This window comes from uncultured Tepidimonas sp., from assembly GCF_938045175.1.
In the GTDB taxonomy this organism is placed as follows: Bacteria; Pseudomonadota; Gammaproteobacteria; order Burkholderiales; family Burkholderiaceae_C; genus Tepidimonas.
Window position 1 is genome coordinate 1 of record NZ_CALIND010000058.1, and the last position, 16,074, is coordinate 16,074.

Genomic DNA, 16,074 nt, shown 5'->3' on the forward strand with positions numbered 1-16,074 from the left:
TCGCTACGTCTGGCTGTACAATCACCACATCCCCCAGAAAGCCCTGGGACATGTCCCGCCCATCGAGGCCATGAAAAGATGGTACAAAGAAAAACCGGAACTTTTCATAAAAGTGCCACGTAATCGTCCGGGACCTGACAGTTAGGTTTGTTCGACGAACTCCCGCCAAAGCTACCATGAAACTCGCTCAAGAAATCCGCGCCGGCAACGTCATCATGCACGGCAAGGACCCGATGATCGTCCTCAAGACTGAATACCAGCGCGGCGGCCGCGGTGCCGCCACCGTGCGCATGAAGCTCAAGGCGCTGCTCAACAACAGCGGCACCGAAGTCGTCTTCAAGGCCGACGACAAGATCGACAACATCATCCTCGACAAGAAGGAATGCACCTACTCCTACTTCGCCGACCCGATGTACGTCTGGATGGACAGTGAGTACAACCAGTACGAAGTCGAGGCAGAAAACATGGGCGACGCCCTCAACTACCTCGAAGACGGCATGACCGCCGAGGTCGTGTTCTACGAAGGCAAGGCCATCTCGATCGAGCTACCCACTTCCGTCGTGCGCGAGGTCACCTGGACCGAACCGGCCGTCAAGGGCGACACCTCGGGCAAGGTGCTCAAGCCGGCCAAGATTGCCACCGGTTTCGAGGTCATGGTGCCGATCTTCGTCGAGCAGGGCGACAAAATCGAAATCGATACCCGCACCGGCGAATACCGCAAGCGCGTCTAATGGTGCACGACCCCGAGCACGACCTGCAGACGCAGCGGCTGGCCGACGCGGTCGTCGAGATGCACCTGCTGTCCGACAAGGGCAGCCGGCCCGCACCCGACGCCTATCGGCTGGCCTTTGTCGACCCCGAATTCCTGCTACGACGCGAAACGCGCGGCATCCGCTTTCAGCTCGAGCTGCTCAAGCCCGACCTCGCGCAGACCGAGGCGGGTATCGACAACACCATCGTCGTCTTCGGCAGCGCCCGCTTTCGCGAGCCGGCCCAGGCCGAGGCCATGTGGGCCGAGGCACAAGCCAGCGGCGATGCGGTGGCCGTGCGAAGGGCGGCGGCGATTCGCCGTAACGCGCGCTACTACGACGAAGCCCGGCGCTTCGCGCAATTGGTGGCTGCCTATAGCCAGTCTTGCCCCGACGCCGCGAAGCTCTATATCGTGACCGGTGGCGGCCCTGGCATCATGGAAGCGGCCAACCGCGGCGCGCACGACCTGGGCGCACCCAACGTGGGACTGAACATCCTGCTACCGCACGAGCAGGAGCCCAACCCCTACATCAGCCCGCACCTGCGCTTCAAGTTTCACTACTTCGCGCTGCGCAAGATGCATTTCATGATGCGCGCCAAGGCGCTGGTCGCCTTCCCCGGCGGCTTTGGCACCCTGGACGAACTGTTCGAGGTGCTCACGCTCGTGCAGACGCACAAGGCCAAGCCGGTGCCGGTCTTCCTGTACGGCAGCGATTACTGGAAGCGGGTGATCGACTTCGAGGTGATGGTCGACGAGGGCGTCATCTCGCCCGAGGACCTCGAGCTCTTTACTTACGTGGACACCCCGGAAGCGGCGTGGAACGGCATCCGTGCCTTCTACGACCTGCCCACCGCCTGCGTACCTGACGCCAGCGCTTAGCGCTCGTGACGGCGCTCGGGCACCGCGTCGCGCGGCACCGGCGCGCGCGACGCCAGCCGCAAGTGCAGTGCGGCCTGCGCCATCAGATTGGCCGACACGGGCGCGGTCACAAACACGAACAGCGTGATCAACAGCTCGGCGATGCCGGGCCGCCCATGCACCAGCGAAACCAGCATCGACGCCAGCAGCACGCCCCCCACGCCCAGGGTCGAGGCCTTGGTCGGGGCGTGCAGCCGCATGTAAAAGTCGGGAAAGCGCACCAGTCCAATCGAGCCCACGAGCAAAAAGAACGAGGCCACCAGGATCAGCACCCCAGCGAGGTGTTCCAGCCAAACGGTCATGTCGCTCTCCGTCACTCGATCACGTCACCACGGGTCACGTAGCGCGCCAGCGCCACCGTGGAGACGAAGCCCATCATCGCGACGATCAACGCCGCCTCGAACAGCAGCGGCGTGTCGTAGCGCATCCCCAGCAGGATGACCAGCGCCACCATCCCCATGTACAGCGTGTCGAGCGCCAGGATGCGATCGAGCCGCTCGGGCCCACGCAGCAGACGCCAGCCACACAGCAGCACCGAGACCGCCACCGTCACCGCGCCCACGTCCAGCGCCCATGCCAACAGCGCACTGCTCATCCCCGACCTCCTCGTCCCGATGCACCATGCGCATCGTCATCGACCCCGAATATCCGCAGCAGGGGCGCCTCGTAGCGCGCCTTCATGTCCGCCACCATCGCGGCGGCATCGTCGCAGTTGAGTGCGTGCACGCGGATCTCGCCCCGCTCCTCGTCGACCACCGCCGATACGGTGCCCGGCGTCATCGTGATGATGCTGGCAAACAAAGCGTTCACGCTCGGGTGGGTGCTGGCCAGTGGCACGCGCAGCCACGCTGGCTGCACGCGCTGCAGGGGGCCCAGCGTCAACCGGGCCACCGTCACATTGGCCACCACGATGTCCCACAACACCACGAAGAACAATCGCACGGCGCCGGGCCAGTGGATGCAACTGGCCGCACCCAAAAACGGGGCCAACAGTCGCGGCAGCCCCCAACCCAGCAGCACCGCCGTCAATAGGTGCACGAGCGCCACGCTGTGCGACAACGCCAGCCAGGTCGCCGCCAGCAACAGCGACAGCACGGGATGGGGAAACCAGACGCGCCAGCGGGGCGTCCCGTCGGCGGGGTGGAAAGGCGCGCGCGGGGTCGGCGTGGTCATGGGCGGTCCTCCTGCGCGGCACCGGTCGGCGCCGCGTCGTTCGGCAGCACGCGGCGGCCGTCGTACGGCCGCGTCGTCGGCACGTCCGCGCCACCTTGGCGCTGCAGCACGGTGGCCGCGTAATGATCCTTGTCGGTCAACTGCTGGGCCAGCGCATCGGTATAGGCCTTGATGGGACTTGCCGCGAGTGCCATCGCCACCGTCAGCCCCATGAAAATCCACGGTGCAGCCAGCAACCGCGCGCTACTGCCCGCCGCAGTGACGCTGCCGTCATCGGGCTGCACGTGCCAGAACATCACCACCCCTGCCCGCGCCAAGCCCAGCAGGGTCATAAACCCCACGCCCAGCACCACGGCCCACACCCACGGCTGCACGGGCAAATCCGCCGTGCTCTGCAGCAGCATCAGCTTGCCCAAAAAACCGGGCAGCGGCGGCAGACCGGCCGCCGACGCAGCACCAAACAGCATCATCACTCCCAGCAGCACGGGCTCGCGCACGGCAGGGGCGGGCTGCAGGCGGTCGTGCATCGTCCCGCGCTGGGCGGCCACCAGCTCGGTGAACAAGAACAAACCCGCGATCACCACAGTGCTGTGCAGCGTGTAGTACAGCGCCGCGGACAGCGTGGCCGGCGTAAACAGCGCCACCCCGGTGAGGATCGTGCCCACGGAAGACACGGTCAGGTACGCCACCATGCGTGCCAGGGTGTGCGCCGCCAACGCCCCCAGCACGCCCAGCACACTGGTCAGCAGCGCCGCCGGCAACAGCCACGACTGCGCCGTCAACGACGCCGCCCCGGCGTCGACCCCGAAAATCACCCAGTGCACGCGCACGATGCTGTACACCCCGACCTTGGTCATGAGGGCAAACAGCGCCGCCACCGGCGCGCTGGCCGCGGCGTAGGTGCCCGGCAACCAAAAGTACAGCGGCACGAGCGCGGCCTTGAGCCCGAACACCACCAGCAGAATCAGCGCTGCCGACTGTGCCAGCCGCAGCGCATCGCCCTCCAGGCGCGCGACCTGCAGCGCCGCATCGGCCATGTTGAGCGTGCCGGTGACCGAGTAAAACATCGCCAACCCAATGAGGAACAGCGCCGATGCCGTCAGGTTGAGCACCACGTAGTGCACGCCCATGCGCAGGCGCTCGCGCCCCAGGCCGTGCAGCATCAGCACGTAGGACGCGATCAGCAGCACCTCGAAAAAGACGAACAAGTTGAACAAGTCGCCGGTCAGGAAGGCGCCGTTGAGCCCCATGAGCTGGAAGTGAAACACCGCGTGGAAATGTCGCCCGCGCACGTCCCAGCCGCCGCAGGCATACCACAGCACGGGCACGGCCACCGCTTGCGTCAGCAGCACCATCAGGGCCGACAGTCGATCCAACACCAGCACGATGCCGAACGGCGCGGGCCACTCGCCCAGCTCGTAGACCATCAGCTCGCCGCTGGCCGCGCGCGCCACCAGCCCCACGGCCATGGCCAGGCCCAACGCGGCCGACGCCAGGCTGAGCGCGCGCCGCCAGCGCACGCGCGCGCCGCCGTGCGGTCCACCTTGGGCCGACAGGCCATCGTGGTCGCCCAGCAACAACAAGGCCACCGCCGTCAACGACGGCAGCAGCACCGACAGCACGGGCGCATGCGTCCCCCAGAATGCCAGCAGGGCCTGCATCAACCCGCCCCCCCATCACGGCCCGCCGCGCCACCGCGGCCGCCCGGCTCGGCGCCATCGACGTGATCGCTGCGCGCCTCGTGCGCGCTGCGCAGGGCCAGCTCGACGACGAACCCCGTGGTGGCAAAGCCGATCACGATCGCCGTCAACACCAGTGCCTGCGGCAGCGGATCGGCTACCGGGTCATTGCCGACCAAGATGGGATGGGCATCGGTCCACAGCCGCCCCATGACGAAAATGAAGACGTTGACCGCGTAGCCGAGCAGCGACAGGCCCAGCACGACGGGGAAGGTGCGCCCGCGCAACAGCAGGTACACGCCACACGCGGTCACCATGCCAATGCCAGTGGCGACGAGAAATTCCATGCTCATGAGCGTTGCTCCTGGTGTCCGTCGGCCGACTGGGGCCCGTCGACGCTCGCCGCCCCGAGGACGGAGATCGTCAACAACGTGGCGCCCACCACGGTCGCATACACCCCCAGGTCGAACAGCGCGGCTGATGCCAGCGGCAGCTCACCCAGCAGCGGAACATAGGGGTGCCCATGCGCACTGGTCAGGAATGGCCGACCAAAAACGAAGGCCCCCGCCCCCGTCAACCCCGCGATGGCAAGCCCCGATCCGATCCAGCGCACGTAACGCCGTCCGCCCTGGGCACGCAACAGCGCTTCGGCGGGACCTTGCCCCATCGCCATGTATTGCAGCACGATGGCCACCGCCGTCACCAGGCCCGCGATGAAGCCCCCGCCCGGCATGTTGTGGCCACGCATGAAGATGTAGAGCGCCACCACCAAGGCCACCGGCAACACCACCGACGCCGCCACCCGCAACAGCAAGGGATGCTGCGCAAACGTCCAGCGCCGCCCCTGTTCGTCGACCGGCGGGCGGTGCACGCGCATGCCCTCCATCAGTGCCAGCACGCCGATGGCCGCGATGGCCAGCACGGTGATCTCGCCAAAGGTGTCGTAGCCGCGGAAATCGACCAGGATCACGTTGACCACGTTGCTGCCACCGCCCTTGGGCAGCGACTGCTCCAAAAAGTACCAGGCGATGGAGGCGTGATCGCGCGTGAGCATCACCCAGGCGATCCAGGCGATACCAGCGCCCGCAGCCAGCGCCAGTGCCGCGTCGCGCAGCCGGCGGTTGGCCGACGACTCGCGCGGCGTGTACTGGGGCAGCAGCGCCAGCCCAATGAGCAACAGCACGGTCGACACCAGCTCCACCGACAGCTGCGTCAACGCCAGATCGGGCGCCGACAGGCTGACGAAGGTCAGCGACGTCACCAACCCCACGACCCCCACCAGCACCACGGCCAGGAAGCGCTGGTGGTGGGTCAGCACCAAGGCGATACATGTCGCCGCGAGCAACAGCCACACCACCACGGCCAGCACGTTGGCATCCAACGGCGTGCGCCCACCCGTGCCGATGGGCTGCCCCACCAATGGCGCGGCCGCCACCACGATGGCCGCCCCCAACAACCACACCAGGTAGCGCTGCAGCGAGCCGTTTTCCAGCGCCACCGTCAGGCGTCCAGCGACACCGAACAGCGCGTCCACGGCCGACTCGAACAGCGCACGCCCCGTCCAGCGGCCAAACCAGTCTTCCGACACGATGCGGTGCAGGCGCCGCCCCCGCACCAGCGCCGCGTACAGCGCCACCCCACCGACGAGCGCCAGCGCGCTCATCAGCAGCGGTACATTGAACCCGTGCCACAAAGACAGGTGATACGCTGGCAACGCGCCCCCCACCATGGCGCGGGCGGCGACATCGACGAGCGGCCCGGCCACCAGCGCCGGCAGCACCCCCACCAGCAGGCACAGCAGCACCAGCAGCGCCACGGGCAGCTTCATGCCCAGCGGCGGCTCGTGCGGGTGGGCGTTGGGCACTTCGCCCAGCGGGCCGTTGAAGAAGGTATCGTGCACCAGCCGCAGCGAATACGCCACGCTGAACGCCCCGGCCAGCGTCACCACCACGGGCAGCAGCGCGCCCCACGGCGATGTCGCCGCCGTCACGGCCTCGGCAAAAAACATTTCTTTCGACAAAAAGCCATTCGTCAGCGGCACCCCCGCCATGGCGGCGGCGGCCACCAGCGCCAGCGCCCCCGTCCACGGCATGAAGGCCCACAGGCCCCCGAGCTGACGCATATCGCGCGAGTGCGTCTCGTGGTCCACGATGCCCGCCACCATGAACAGCGAGGCTTTGAACGTTGCATGGTTGAGCACGTGAAACACCGCCGCCACCGCCGCCAGCGGCGAGCCCAGCCCCACCAGACACGTCACCAGCCCCAGGTGGCTGACCGTCGAATACGCCAGCAGCCCCTTGAGATCATGCTTGAACAGGGCGATGAAGGCCGCAAACAGCAGCGTCACCGCCCCCACCGTGGTCACGATCGCCTCGAACCAGCCCGACCCCGCCAGCACCGGGTGCAGCCGCATCAGCAAAAAAACGCCTGCCTTGACCATGGTGGCCGAGTGCAGGTACGCCGACACCGGTGTGGGCGCCGCCATCGCGTCGGGCAGCCAGAAGTGGAACGGAAACTGCGCGCTCTTGGTGAACGCGCCCAGCAAAATCAACAGCAGCGCCGGCAGGAACAGTGGATCGGCCTGGATCTCCGCCGCGCGCCCCGTCATCTCGCTGATCTCGAAGGTGCCCGCGATCAGCCCAAGCAGCACAAAGCCACCCAGCATCGCCAGCCCACCGCCACCCGTGACGGCCAGCGCCTGGCGCGCACCGCTGCGCGCATCGGGCCGATGGCTCCAGTAGCCCACCAGCAAAAAGGACGACACACTGGTCAGCTCCCAGAACACGACCAGCACCAGCAGGTTGTCCGACAGCACCACGCCCAGCATGGCGGCCATGAACAGCATCAGCAGCGCGTAGAACTTGGCCGCCGAGTCCTGTGGCGACAGGTAGTAACTGGCGTACAGGATGATCAGCAGGCCGATGGCCGTGATCAGCCCGGCGAACATCAACGACAGCCCGTCCAGCCGCAGGCTCAGGTGCAGGCCGATCTCGGGCACCCAAGGGAAAAATGCCCGCTCCCCCACCCCGCTCCAGGCGGCCGGGGCCTGCAGCAGCAGCAACACCAGACTGCCGACGGTGACGGCGGCGGCGGCCAGCGCCGCGGCACGACGCGAGCGCCCGCCGAGCACCCCCGTCAGCGCAGTCCCCAACAGCAGGGGCAAAAAAACGATCAACAGCAGAGTCATCGCATGGACTCAAGGCACGGGCGGGCACCCCCGAAGGGCGACCACCGCAGGATGAATGACGCCCCGGATTGTAGGCAAGTGCGCCAGCCCCCCGGCACGCCAGGTCACGCGCGCGGCGCGGGCGGCTGGTTCACCGGCGTCAGCGCCCGCCCTTCTGTCAGATACGCAATCAGATTGTCCACCGCCAGATCGACCATGGCGCGTCGCGTGCGCAGCGTGGCGCTGGCGATGTGGGGCGTGAGCACCACGTTGGGCACCGAAAGCAACCCCGGGTGCACCGTCGGCTCGCCCTCGAACACGTCCAGCCCCGCGGCGGCGATGCGGCGCTCGCGCAGCGCCTCGGCCAGCGCCGCATCATCCACGATGCCGCCGCGCGCCAGGTTGACCAGCACGGCGCTGGGCTTCATGCGCGCCAGCTCCGCCGCACCGATGGTGTGGTGACTCTGCGGTGTATAGGGCAGCACCAGCACCAAGTGGTCCGACTCGCGCAGCAGCGTGTCCTTGTCCACCCAGGTGGCGCGGCACGCCCCCTCCACCGCTGCATCCAGCCGGTGCCGGTTGTGGTAGAGCACGCGCATGCCAAAGCCGTGCGCGCCCCGGCGCGCGATCGCCTGCCCGATGCGGCCCATGCCCAAAATGCCTAGCGTCGTGCCGTGTACCTCGGCGCCGACGAAAAAATCGTATGACCAGCGCGTCCACTGCCCGGCGCGCAAAAAGCGCTCGCTCTCGGTAACGCGCCGCGCCGCGGCCAGCAGCAGCGCAAAGCCAAAGTCGGCCGTGGTCTCGGTCAGCACGCCTGGCGTGTTGGTGCCCACCACACCGTGCGCATCCATCGCCTCGACGTCGAAGTTGTTATAGCCCACCGTCATGTTGGCCGCGATGCGCAGCGCGGGGCAGGCGCGCAGCAGCGCGTCATCGACGCGCTGGGTGCCCGTCAGCAGCACACCGGCCTTGCCCTGCAGGCGACGGATCAACGCCTCGCGCGGCCACTCTTCGTCCGTGGGGTTGTCCTCGACGTCGAAGTGCTGGCGCAGACGCTCGACGGCCTCGGGAAAGACCGCCCGCGCCACCAATACTGCGGGTCGGCCGCCGCTTGCCGATGCGCACGGATGTCCGTCCATCGCACTTACTCCACCCAGGTCACGAAGCGCTCGATCGGCTCGCGCGGGGTGACAAACCGGTTGACCAGCGCGTCCGGGTCGGCATAGCCGAGCGACATCCCGCACACCAGCATCTCGTGCTCGCTGGCGCCGATGTGCGGCAGGATGATGCGGGCATAGGCATTCCAGGCCGCCTGCGGGCAGGTATCCAGCCCGTGCGCGCGCGCGGCGATCATCAGGTTTTGCAAAAACATGCCCGTGTCCACGAGCGAGCCGCGTCCCATCACGGTGTCGATCGTCACCATCAGCCCCACCGGCGCGTCGAAGAAGCGAAAGTTGCGCTGGTGCTGCGCGTGCATCTTGTCCTTGTCGCCCTTGCCGATGCCCAGCAGCCCGTACAGCCCCCAGCCGTTTTCGCGGCGGCGGTCGATGTAGGGGCTAACCCACTGGCTGGGGTAGTAGTCATAGGCCTCCTGATAGTCGGCCGCCAGCGCCGGGTTGGCACGGATCGCATCGTGCGCGGCGCACACCTGCTCGACCAGCGCGTCGCGCGCACGGCCCTGCAGCACATAGACCTTCCACGGCTGGGTGTTGGTGCCCGACGGCGCGCGCGCCGCCACCTGCAGCAGCCGCTCGATCAGCGGCCGCGGCACCGGCCGCGGCAAAAAGGCGCGCACCGAACGCCGCCCGACGATGGCCGCCTCCACCTGCGCGGGGTCGATGGCGCGCGCCGCCGCACGCAGCGGATCGAGCTCCAGCCGCGGCAGCGCGATTTCTGGTTCGCCTTGGGCGACCCCCGACGCAGCGGGTACTGAAGCGTTCATTGCAATTCCTCCAAAACGCGACGCAGCGCGGCGGGCAGCGCCGGCACTGGACGCCGGCTGACGCGATCCACGTACACGTGCACGAAGTGCCCCCGCGCGGCGCAGGTGTCGGCGCCCGTGGCAAAGATGCCGACCTCGTAACGCACACTGGATCGGCCGATGTGCGCCACGCGCAGCCCCGCCTCCACGGGCTGCGGAAACGCCAGCGACGCAAAGTAGTGACACTGCGTCTCGACCACCAGCCCGATCACGTCCCCCACATGGATGTCTAGCGCCCCGCGGCCGATCAAGTAACCGTTGACCGCCGTGTCGAACCAACTGTAGTACACCACGTTGTTGACGTGGCCGTAAATGTCGTTGTCCGCCCAGCGCGTGCCAATGGGCACCCAGGCGCGGTAATGGGATCGGGGCAAAGGCTGGGGCCGTTCAGTGGCAGTGCTGCCATGCGTCACGGGGAATACTCCTGTGGTCGACGGGTCTCGCCCGATTCTGCCATCGCCCGCCAGCGCCGCCAGTACGCGAGTGCGACACGGTAGGTGTTGCACTGCACGCGCACCGTGGTGGCGATGTCGTGCCCGTAGCCGCCCGCCATGACCATTGCCAGCGGCAATCGGCGCTGCCACGCCCATTCGAACACGCGCCGGTCGCGCGCCTCCATACCGTCGTCGGTCAGCTTCAGGCGGCCCAGCCGATCGCCCTCGTGCGGATCGGCCCCCGCCAGGTACAACACCGCGTCTGCGGCGAAGCGCCGCTCCAGCTCGCCCAGCGCCCACTCCAGCGCTTCCAAATACTCGGCATCGCCGCAGCCGTCGGGCAGTTCGACATCACAGTCACTGGGCTCCTTGCGAAACGGAAAATTGCGCGCCCCGTGCAGCGACAGCGTGAACACCGACGGGTCGTCGCGGAAGATGCGCGCCGTGCCGTTGCCCTGATGCACATCCAGGTCGATGATGGCCACACGCAGCGGCCACGCACGCTGGGCTGCGCCCCGCCGCGCCCACTCCGCCTGCAACAGGCGGGCCGCCACCGCCACGTCGTTGAAGACGCAAAACCCACTGCCCTTGTCTGGATAGGCGTGGTGGGTGCCGCCCGCGATATTGGCCGCCACTCCCTCGCCCGCCAACGCGACGCGAAACGCCTGCACCGTCGCCCCCACGGAGCGACGTGCGCGCTCCACCATCGCCGGGCTCCACGGAAATCCGATCTCGCGCTGCTGCGCCGCGCTCAGCGCGCCGTGCACGACGGCATCGACGTACGCAGGCGTGTGCGCCAGCGCCAGCTCGCCGTCACTGGCCGGCTCGGCCAGCCGCAGGCGAATGTCCGGCTCGCGGGCCAACACGTCGCGCAGCAGCGCGTACTTGGCCATCGGAAAGCGGTGACCCGCGGGCAGCGGCAACACGAACTGCGTGGCATAAAACACCTGCATGACGCCAAGTGTGCCAGGAAGATCCGCCGGCACCCGCCCGCGGGGAGATGGCTGCCAGTGCGCGCCCGGCGTGTGGAATACTCACGACAGCGTACCGTTGCGCAAACTCTCCCCAACCCCATGAAAGCCAGTATTTGGTTCGCGCTCGGCGCGGCAGTCCTGTTCGGTTTGAGCACGCCATTCGCCAAACTATTACTGGGGTCGGTGTCGCCAGTTTTGCTGGGTGGGCTGCTTTACCTGGGCAGCGGTATTGGCTTGATGGCCGCGCGGCTGTGGCGTGACCAAGGCTGGCATACCACCGGAATGCGACCGGACGATTGGCCGTGGCTGGCAGGCGCGATCTTGTTTGGAGGTGTGTTGGGTCCCGTAGCCCTGATGCTAGGCCTGCAGCACACAGCCGCGGCCACGGCCTCTTTGCTGCTCAATCTTGAAACGGTGCTCACAGCCGTTTTGGCCTGGGTGATCTTCAAGGAAAATGCCGATCGACGGGTGGTGGCGGGCATGATGGCCATCGTGGCAGGCGGCTTGATTCTGTCGTGGCCAGCCCAAGGGGCGGCAGAGACCGGAATGAACTGGAGCGCGGGGCTGATCGTGCTGGCCTGCCTGTGTTGGGCCATCGACAACAACCTCACGCGCAAGGTATCCGCATCCGATGCGTTGTTCATCGCGGGCAGCAAGGGGCTTGTGGCCGGTTGTGTGAACGTCACTGCGGCCATGGCCCTGGGTACGCTTTGGCCCACGCTACCCGGCGTGCTGGCTGCGATGGTGGTGGGGCTGTTGGGCTATGGCATCAGCCTGGTGTTGTTTGTGCTTGCGCTCAGAGGCCTGGGTACCGCCCGCGCCGGTGCGTATTTCTCCGTGGCACCGTTCATTGGCGCTTTGGTGTCATTGTGGTGGTTGGGCGAATCGGTTGGACCCGGGTTCTGGGTAGCGTGCGGGTTGATGGTTTTGGGCATCTGGCTGCACCTGACCGAGCGACACGAACACGAACACACACATGAGCCACTAGAACACAGCCATGCCCATGTCCACGACGAGCACCACCAGCATGAACATGCCTTTGCCTGGGATGGGCGAGAGCCCCATGTGCATGTGCATCGGCACCAGGCCATCACGCACCGACATCCGCATTTTCCGGACATTCATCATCGACACAAGCACTAGCCTCACACAGGGGGATTGCCAAGGTGCCTGCAATGCGTGATAATCAACGCATGCTGCAGCGCAGCAAAAGCAGTCACCCACTTTCGGAGGAAACCATGCTGACCCCAGAACAACTGGCGGCCGCCCACAAGGCCAACATCGACATGCTCTTCGGGCTGACCCGCAAGGCGTTCGAGGGGGTCGAAAAGCTGGTCGAACTCAACCTGCAAGCCACCCGTGCCGCGCTGCGCGACTCCGCCGATCAGACGCAGGCCCTGCTGTCGGCCAAAGATGCACAAGAACTGCTGCAGCGCCAGGCCGCGCTACTGCAGCCGTTGGCCGAAAAAGCCATCGCCTACAGCCGCCAGCTGTACGACATCGCTGCCAGCACCAGCGGTGCCTTCACCGAACTGGCCGAGCACAACGCCGCCGACGTGCAGCTCAAGGCGCAGGCGGTGATGGACAACATCGCCAAGAATGCCCCGGCTGGCACCGAAGCCGCCGTCGAGGCCATGCGCAACGCGGTCAACGCCGCCACCTCGGCCATGGAAACCATCCAGCAAGCCGTGCGGCAGGCCAACGAGCTGGCGGCCCAGCAGTTTCACCAGGCCGCCGAGCAGGCCCAGCAACACCTGCACGCGAACACCACGGCGGCCGCCCCCGCCAAGGCACCGGCGCGCCCGCGCCGCAGCAGCAGCGCGGGCTGACGCCCGGGGCCATTGTCACGAGTTGTCTCCTCGGGTCTCTTCGAAATCGGATTCAGGGACCCTTCAAGCCCCGCCGCTGGCGGGGCTTTTTTTCGCCACGTCCGCAGCCGGCGGTGCCTGAGGGTGGTCCACCAGCGAGCGCACCCGTTCGTACAGCCCCGGCAGATCGCGGTGAATCGTCCTCCAGACGATTTCAAAGTCCACCTTGAAATAGCCGTGCGCAACGGCGTTGCGCATTTGGTAAGCAAACGACAACGGCAGCTCCGGGTGGGCAGCCGCAAATTCGGGATAGTATGTCAGGATCTTGTTGCTGGCCTCGCCGATGATCTCGACATTTCGAATCACCGCGTCTTGAACCAGATCATGGTTCAGAAATTCGGCCTCGTCGATGTCTCGGGTATAGCGGTCGATGCGCTCGATGGCCTGCGCGATGTGCCCTAGATAGTCCACCAGGCGTTGCCGATCGCGGTTCATACCGGGCGAGCCTGTGCCAGCACCGAAGCCCGGAAGTGGTCGGGCAGTGCGTTGGGCGTCAGCACATCGACAGGCACGCCCAGAAGCGTGCTGAGTTCGTGACGGATGGCTCCGATGTCGAAAAGGGTGGTCTCCGGCGTGGGATCAATCAGGATGTCCAAGTCGCTGCCGTCGGTGTCCTCGCCACGCAGGACGGAACCAAACACCCGAGCGTTGCAGGCGCGGTGCGACTCGACCACTTGCCGAATGGCCGCACGGTTCAAGACCAAGGCTTCCGAAGGCCTCATACGCTCGTCTCCACCATGGGCCCATGGTAGACCAACCTAGCAGGGAGCGCAACAACCGCGCCCAGGTTGACGGCGAGATGACATCATGGGTGCCGCCGCAACGGCAGAAACGCCCGCGAAACGGGTGACGTTTTACGCGCGGCCCGAGGGCAGCGGCTGGCGCAACGCGACGAGGCGCTCGCGCAGCGCGGGCAAGGCGGCCTGCATGGCCGCGCGTCCAGCCGCAATGCTGCGCTGGCGCGCCGCAAAGTCGGCACTGCCCACCCCGTCGAGTGCTGGGCGCACCACGACGTCGGCGCGCGCCAGCACATGCCGGTTGATGGTCTGCCCCATGATGGTGAAGGTTTGCAGCAGCACCCGCACCGGATCGGTCTGCACCAGCGGCTCGGCAGGGCTGGAGATGTCCACCGCCAACACCAGCTCGGCGCCCATCTCGCGCGCCTGCTCCACCGGTACCGGCGCCACCAGGCCGCCATCGACATAGGTGCGACCAGCGATGGCCACGGGCGAAAACACCCCCGGCACCGCACTCGAGGCGCGCACCGCCAAGCCCGTGTCGCCGCGCCGAAACAGCACCGGCTGGCCCGTCGCCAGGTCGGTGGCCAAAATGCCCAGCGGCAGCGGCATCGCCTCGATCAGCCGCCCCTGCACCATGCGGTTGACGTAGCGCGCCAGCGCCTCGCCGCGCAGCAGCCCGCGGTTGAAAATCGGCACTGTCCAATCGGCGATGGTCGCCTCCTCCATCTCCAGCGCTGCACGCTCCAGCGCCGCACCGCCCAAGCCATGCGCATACAGCGCCGCCACCAGGCTGCCCGCCGACGTGCCCACCACCAAGTCGGGGCGGATGCCCTCGCGCTCGAGTACCTGGATCACCCCCACGTGGGCAAACCCCCGTGCCGCGCCCCCGCCCAGCGCCAACCCGATGCGCGGCGGCCGCAGGGGCGGCTCGGGCGGTGGCGCCGGAACAGCAGGTGGCGACGGAGGGGGCGGTGTTGCGCAGCCGCCTAACATCCAGGCCGCCAGTGCCGCAGCGCTCCCTGCCAGCCACTGCCGCCGAGATGGCATCGGTAAAAAAGTTTGCTTTTCTCTCTCCATAACGATAATGATTCTTGTTTGTGGTATTATCCCTCTCGTCATCGCACCGGCTGCATCGATCGCCGTGGCCGATGCACTGTCAGACCCTCATCGCCACAAGGAGCTCTACCCATGTCGAACCGTCCTTCACCGCTGCGTCGCCGCTTCGTACAAGGCACGCTGGCCGCCCTGACACTGGCCACCCCGCTGCTCATGCCCGCGATCGCCGCGGCGCAGGACAAGGTGCTGCACCTGTACTCGGCGCGCCACTACCCCGGTGACGAAGTCATCTACGACACCTTCACCCGCACCACGGGCATCGCCATCAAGCGTGTCGACAGCGACGACGCCGGCATTGTCGCGCGGCTGCGTGCTGAAGGCGCCGCCTCCCCTGCCGACGTGGTGCTGCTGGTCGATGCCGCGCGCATGGCCGCCGCCGACGCGCAGGGGCTGTTCCGCCCCATCCGGTCGGCCAAGCTCGACGCGGCCATCCCGCCCGAGCTGCGTGCCGCGCGCACACCCGAAGGCGTAACCTGGACCGGCTTTTCGACGCGGGCGCGCGTCATTGTCTACGACCCGCTGCGCGTCAAGGCCGAAGACGTCGCCACTTACGAGCAACTCGCCGACCCCAAGCTCAAAGGCCTGCTGTGCACACGCAGCGGCTCGCACCCGTACAACCTGTCGCTGTTTGCCACCGTCATCGAACGCATGGGGGATGAAAAAGGCCAAGCCTGGCTCAACGGGTTGGTCGCCAACATGGCGCGCCCGCCCAAAGGGGGCGACACCGACCAGATCCGCGCCGTGGCCAGCGGCGAGTGCGGTGTGGCGCTGACCAACAGCTATTATCTGGCGCGGCTGGTCAAATCCGACAAGCCCGAAGACCGCACGGTGATCGAGCGCGTGCGCGTGGTCTTCCCCAACCAAGCCACCACGGGCACGCACATCAATATCGCCGGCGCCGCCGTGGCGCGCCACACCAAGAACCTGGACGCCGCGGTGCAGTTCATGGAATTTTTGGCCAGCCCGTTTGCACAAGACTACTTCGCCAACGGCAACAACGAGTACCCGGCGGCGCGCGGCGTCAAGATCGACAACCCCGCGCTCAAGGCCATCGGCGGCGACGCTTTCAAGCGCGAGACCATTCCGCTCGCGGTCGTGGCCAAAAATCTGCCCAAGGTGCAGCAAATGCTCGACCGCGCCGGCTACAAGTGATGCACGCGTGCCGCTCCCACACAGAGCGGCCGCGCACCGACTCCTGGTAGAGTGCACCCCATGGTGCTTGACGCGCCCACCGCTGGTGGGCGCTTTTTTTCGCCTATGATTGACGTTTA

General features: G+C 67.0%; 18 protein-coding genes and 1 pseudogene. 6 read left to right on the forward strand and 13 right to left on the reverse strand.

Annotated features, from left to right (window positions below; all coding sequences use genetic code 11):
• The 3 genes and pseudogenes from Q0716_RS03005 to Q0716_RS03015 form a co-directional block, all read left to right on the forward strand.
• Window positions 1-145: pseudogene (locus Q0716_RS03005) on the forward strand (IS481 family transposase); the annotation flags it as partial.
• Between the two features lie 31 nt (window positions 146-176).
• The gene (efp, locus tag Q0716_RS03010; RefSeq protein WP_299019511.1) at window positions 177-731 is read left to right on the forward strand and encodes an elongation factor P; all 555 of its coding nucleotides are present in this window, start codon (window positions 177-179) and stop codon (window positions 729-731) included.
• Window positions 731-1,630 (forward strand): TIGR00730 family Rossman fold protein, encoded by a 900-nt coding sequence (locus tag Q0716_RS03015; RefSeq protein ID WP_299019513.1) that lies wholly within the window; start codon window positions 731-733, stop codon window positions 1,628-1,630. Before efp ends, Q0716_RS03015 begins: the two co-directional genes overlap by 1 nt.
• On the opposite strand, the gene Q0716_RS03020 is transcribed toward Q0716_RS03015, so the two are convergent.
• The 10 genes from Q0716_RS03020 to Q0716_RS03065 form a co-directional block, all read right to left on the reverse strand.
• The gene (locus tag Q0716_RS03020; protein WP_299019515.1) at window positions 1,627-1,971 is read right to left on the reverse strand and encodes a Na+/H+ antiporter subunit G; all 345 of its coding nucleotides are present in this window, start codon (window positions 1,969-1,971) and stop codon (window positions 1,627-1,629) included. The genes Q0716_RS03015 and Q0716_RS03020 overlap by 4 nt on opposite strands.
• An 11-nt stretch (window positions 1,972-1,982) precedes the next feature.
• The gene (locus Q0716_RS03025; protein ID WP_299019516.1) at window positions 1,983-2,264 is read right to left on the reverse strand and encodes a K+/H+ antiporter subunit F; all 282 of its coding nucleotides are present in this window, start codon (window positions 2,262-2,264) and stop codon (window positions 1,983-1,985) included.
• A complete protein-coding gene (locus tag Q0716_RS03030) occupies window positions 2,261-2,842 on the reverse strand; it encodes a Na+/H+ antiporter subunit E (protein ID WP_299019517.1) in 582 nt (193 codons plus the stop codon). Before Q0716_RS03030 ends, Q0716_RS03025 begins: the two co-directional genes overlap by 4 nt.
• A complete protein-coding gene (locus Q0716_RS03035) occupies window positions 2,839-4,503 on the reverse strand; it encodes a monovalent cation/H+ antiporter subunit D (RefSeq protein ID WP_299019518.1) in 1,665 nt (554 codons plus the stop codon). The genes Q0716_RS03030 and Q0716_RS03035 overlap by 4 nt, the downstream gene beginning before the upstream one ends.
• Entirely contained in the window at window positions 4,503-4,868 is a 366-nt protein-coding gene (locus tag Q0716_RS03040; RefSeq protein WP_299019527.1) for a Na+/H+ antiporter subunit C, read from the reverse strand. Before Q0716_RS03040 ends, Q0716_RS03035 begins: the two co-directional genes overlap by 1 nt.
• A 2-nt stretch (window positions 4,869-4,870) precedes the next feature.
• Window positions 4,871-7,708: a monovalent cation/H+ antiporter subunit A gene (locus Q0716_RS03045; RefSeq protein WP_299019519.1), complete on the reverse strand. Its 2,838-nt coding sequence runs from the start codon at window positions 7,706-7,708 to the stop codon at window positions 4,871-4,873.
• Window positions 7,709-7,812: 104 nt separating this feature from the next.
• Window positions 7,813-8,829 (reverse strand): D-glycerate dehydrogenase, encoded by a 1,017-nt coding sequence (locus Q0716_RS03050; protein WP_299019520.1) that lies wholly within the window; start codon window positions 8,827-8,829, stop codon window positions 7,813-7,815.
• Between the two features lie 5 nt (window positions 8,830-8,834).
• Window positions 8,835-9,632 carry a nitroreductase gene (locus tag Q0716_RS03055; RefSeq protein WP_299019521.1) on the reverse strand — a complete coding sequence of 266 codons (798 nt, stop codon included), beginning with the start codon at window positions 9,630-9,632 and terminating at the stop codon, window positions 8,835-8,837.
• Window positions 9,629-10,045: a thioesterase family protein gene (locus Q0716_RS03060; RefSeq protein ID WP_299019522.1), complete on the reverse strand. Its 417-nt coding sequence runs from the start codon at window positions 10,043-10,045 to the stop codon at window positions 9,629-9,631. Before Q0716_RS03060 ends, Q0716_RS03055 begins: the two co-directional genes overlap by 4 nt.
• Window positions 10,046-10,080: 35 nt before the next feature.
• Complete coding sequence (locus Q0716_RS03065; RefSeq protein WP_299019523.1) at window positions 10,081-11,058, reverse strand: histone deacetylase; 978 nt, start codon at window positions 11,056-11,058, stop codon at window positions 10,081-10,083.
• 120 nt (window positions 11,059-11,178) lie between these two features.
• Here Q0716_RS03065 and Q0716_RS03070 point away from each other — a divergent pair, with 120 nt between their 5' ends.
• Window positions 11,179-12,222 carry a DMT family transporter gene (locus Q0716_RS03070; protein WP_299019528.1) on the forward strand — a complete coding sequence of 348 codons (1,044 nt, stop codon included), beginning with the start codon at window positions 11,179-11,181 and terminating at the stop codon, window positions 12,220-12,222.
• A gap of 95 nt (window positions 12,223-12,317) precedes the next feature.
• Entirely contained in the window at window positions 12,318-12,908 is a 591-nt protein-coding gene (phaP, locus tag Q0716_RS03075; RefSeq protein WP_299019524.1) for a TIGR01841 family phasin, read from the forward strand.
• A gap of 63 nt (window positions 12,909-12,971) precedes the next feature.
• On the opposite strand, the gene Q0716_RS03080 is transcribed toward phaP, so the two are convergent.
• From Q0716_RS03080 to Q0716_RS03090, 3 genes are all read right to left on the reverse strand, one after another.
• Entirely contained in the window at window positions 12,972-13,382 is a 411-nt protein-coding gene (locus Q0716_RS03080; RefSeq protein WP_299019525.1) for a DUF86 domain-containing protein, read from the reverse strand.
• On the reverse strand, window positions 13,379-13,669 hold the full coding sequence (locus Q0716_RS03085; protein WP_299019526.1) for a nucleotidyltransferase family protein: 291 nt from the start codon (window positions 13,667-13,669) through the stop codon (window positions 13,379-13,381). Before Q0716_RS03085 ends, Q0716_RS03080 begins: the two co-directional genes overlap by 4 nt.
• Before the next feature lie 132 nt (window positions 13,670-13,801).
• On the reverse strand, window positions 13,802-14,764 hold the full coding sequence (locus Q0716_RS03090; RefSeq protein WP_366139712.1) for a patatin-like phospholipase family protein: 963 nt from the start codon (window positions 14,762-14,764) through the stop codon (window positions 13,802-13,804).
• A gap of 192 nt (window positions 14,765-14,956) precedes the next feature.
• Here Q0716_RS03090 and Q0716_RS03095 point away from each other — a divergent pair, with 192 nt between their 5' ends.
• Window positions 14,957-15,955, forward strand: a complete 999-nt coding sequence (locus tag Q0716_RS03095; RefSeq protein WP_299019530.1) for an extracellular solute-binding protein — start codon at window positions 14,957-14,959, stop codon at window positions 15,953-15,955.
• Window positions 15,956-16,074: the final 119 nt, after the last annotated feature.

What these genes read in the sequence shown, in the direction of transcription:
- Q0716_RS03040 (WP_299019527.1), bottom strand. Translation starts at nt 4,868, where the DNA reads ATGGAATTTCTCGTCGCCACTGGCATTGGCATGGTGACCGCGTGTGGC.
- Q0716_RS03070 (WP_299019528.1), top strand. Translation starts at nt 11,179, where the DNA reads ATGAAAGCCAGTATTTGGTTCGCGCTCGGCGCGGCAGTCCTGTTCGGT.
- Q0716_RS03035 (WP_299019518.1), bottom strand. Translation starts at nt 4,503, where the DNA reads ATGCAGGCCCTGCTGGCATTCTGGGGGACGCATGCGCCCGTGCTGTCG.
- Q0716_RS03080 (WP_299019525.1), bottom strand. Translation starts at nt 13,382, where the DNA reads ATGAACCGCGATCGGCAACGCCTGGTGGACTATCTAGGGCACATCGCG.
- Q0716_RS03045 (WP_299019519.1), bottom strand. Translation starts at nt 7,708, where the DNA reads ATGACTCTGCTGTTGATCGTTTTTTTGCCCCTGCTGTTGGGGACTGCG.
- efp (WP_299019511.1), top strand. Translation starts at nt 177, where the DNA reads ATGAAACTCGCTCAAGAAATCCGCGCCGGCAACGTCATCATGCACGGC.
- Q0716_RS03065 (WP_299019523.1), bottom strand. Translation starts at nt 11,058, where the DNA reads ATGCAGGTGTTTTATGCCACGCAGTTCGTGTTGCCGCTGCCCGCGGGT.
- Q0716_RS03020 (WP_299019515.1), bottom strand. Translation starts at nt 1,971, where the DNA reads ATGACCGTTTGGCTGGAACACCTCGCTGGGGTGCTGATCCTGGTGGCC.
- Q0716_RS03015 (WP_299019513.1), top strand. Translation starts at nt 731, where the DNA reads ATGGTGCACGACCCCGAGCACGACCTGCAGACGCAGCGGCTGGCCGAC.
- Q0716_RS03085 (WP_299019526.1), bottom strand. Translation starts at nt 13,669, where the DNA reads ATGAGGCCTTCGGAAGCCTTGGTCTTGAACCGTGCGGCCATTCGGCAA.
- phaP (WP_299019524.1), top strand. Translation starts at nt 12,318, where the DNA reads ATGCTGACCCCAGAACAACTGGCGGCCGCCCACAAGGCCAACATCGAC.
- Q0716_RS03030 (WP_299019517.1), bottom strand. Translation starts at nt 2,842, where the DNA reads ATGACCACGCCGACCCCGCGCGCGCCTTTCCACCCCGCCGACGGGACG.
- Q0716_RS03050 (WP_299019520.1), bottom strand. Translation starts at nt 8,829, where the DNA reads ATGGACGGACATCCGTGCGCATCGGCAAGCGGCGGCCGACCCGCAGTA.
- Q0716_RS03095 (WP_299019530.1), top strand. Translation starts at nt 14,957, where the DNA reads ATGCCCGCGATCGCCGCGGCGCAGGACAAGGTGCTGCACCTGTACTCG.
- Q0716_RS03055 (WP_299019521.1), bottom strand. Translation starts at nt 9,632, where the DNA reads ATGAACGCTTCAGTACCCGCTGCGTCGGGGGTCGCCCAAGGCGAACCA.
- Q0716_RS03025 (WP_299019516.1), bottom strand. Translation starts at nt 2,264, where the DNA reads ATGAGCAGTGCGCTGTTGGCATGGGCGCTGGACGTGGGCGCGGTGACG.
- Q0716_RS03090 (WP_366139712.1), bottom strand. Translation starts at nt 14,764, where the DNA reads ATGGAGAGAGAAAAGCAAACTTTTTTACCGATGCCATCTCGGCGGCAG.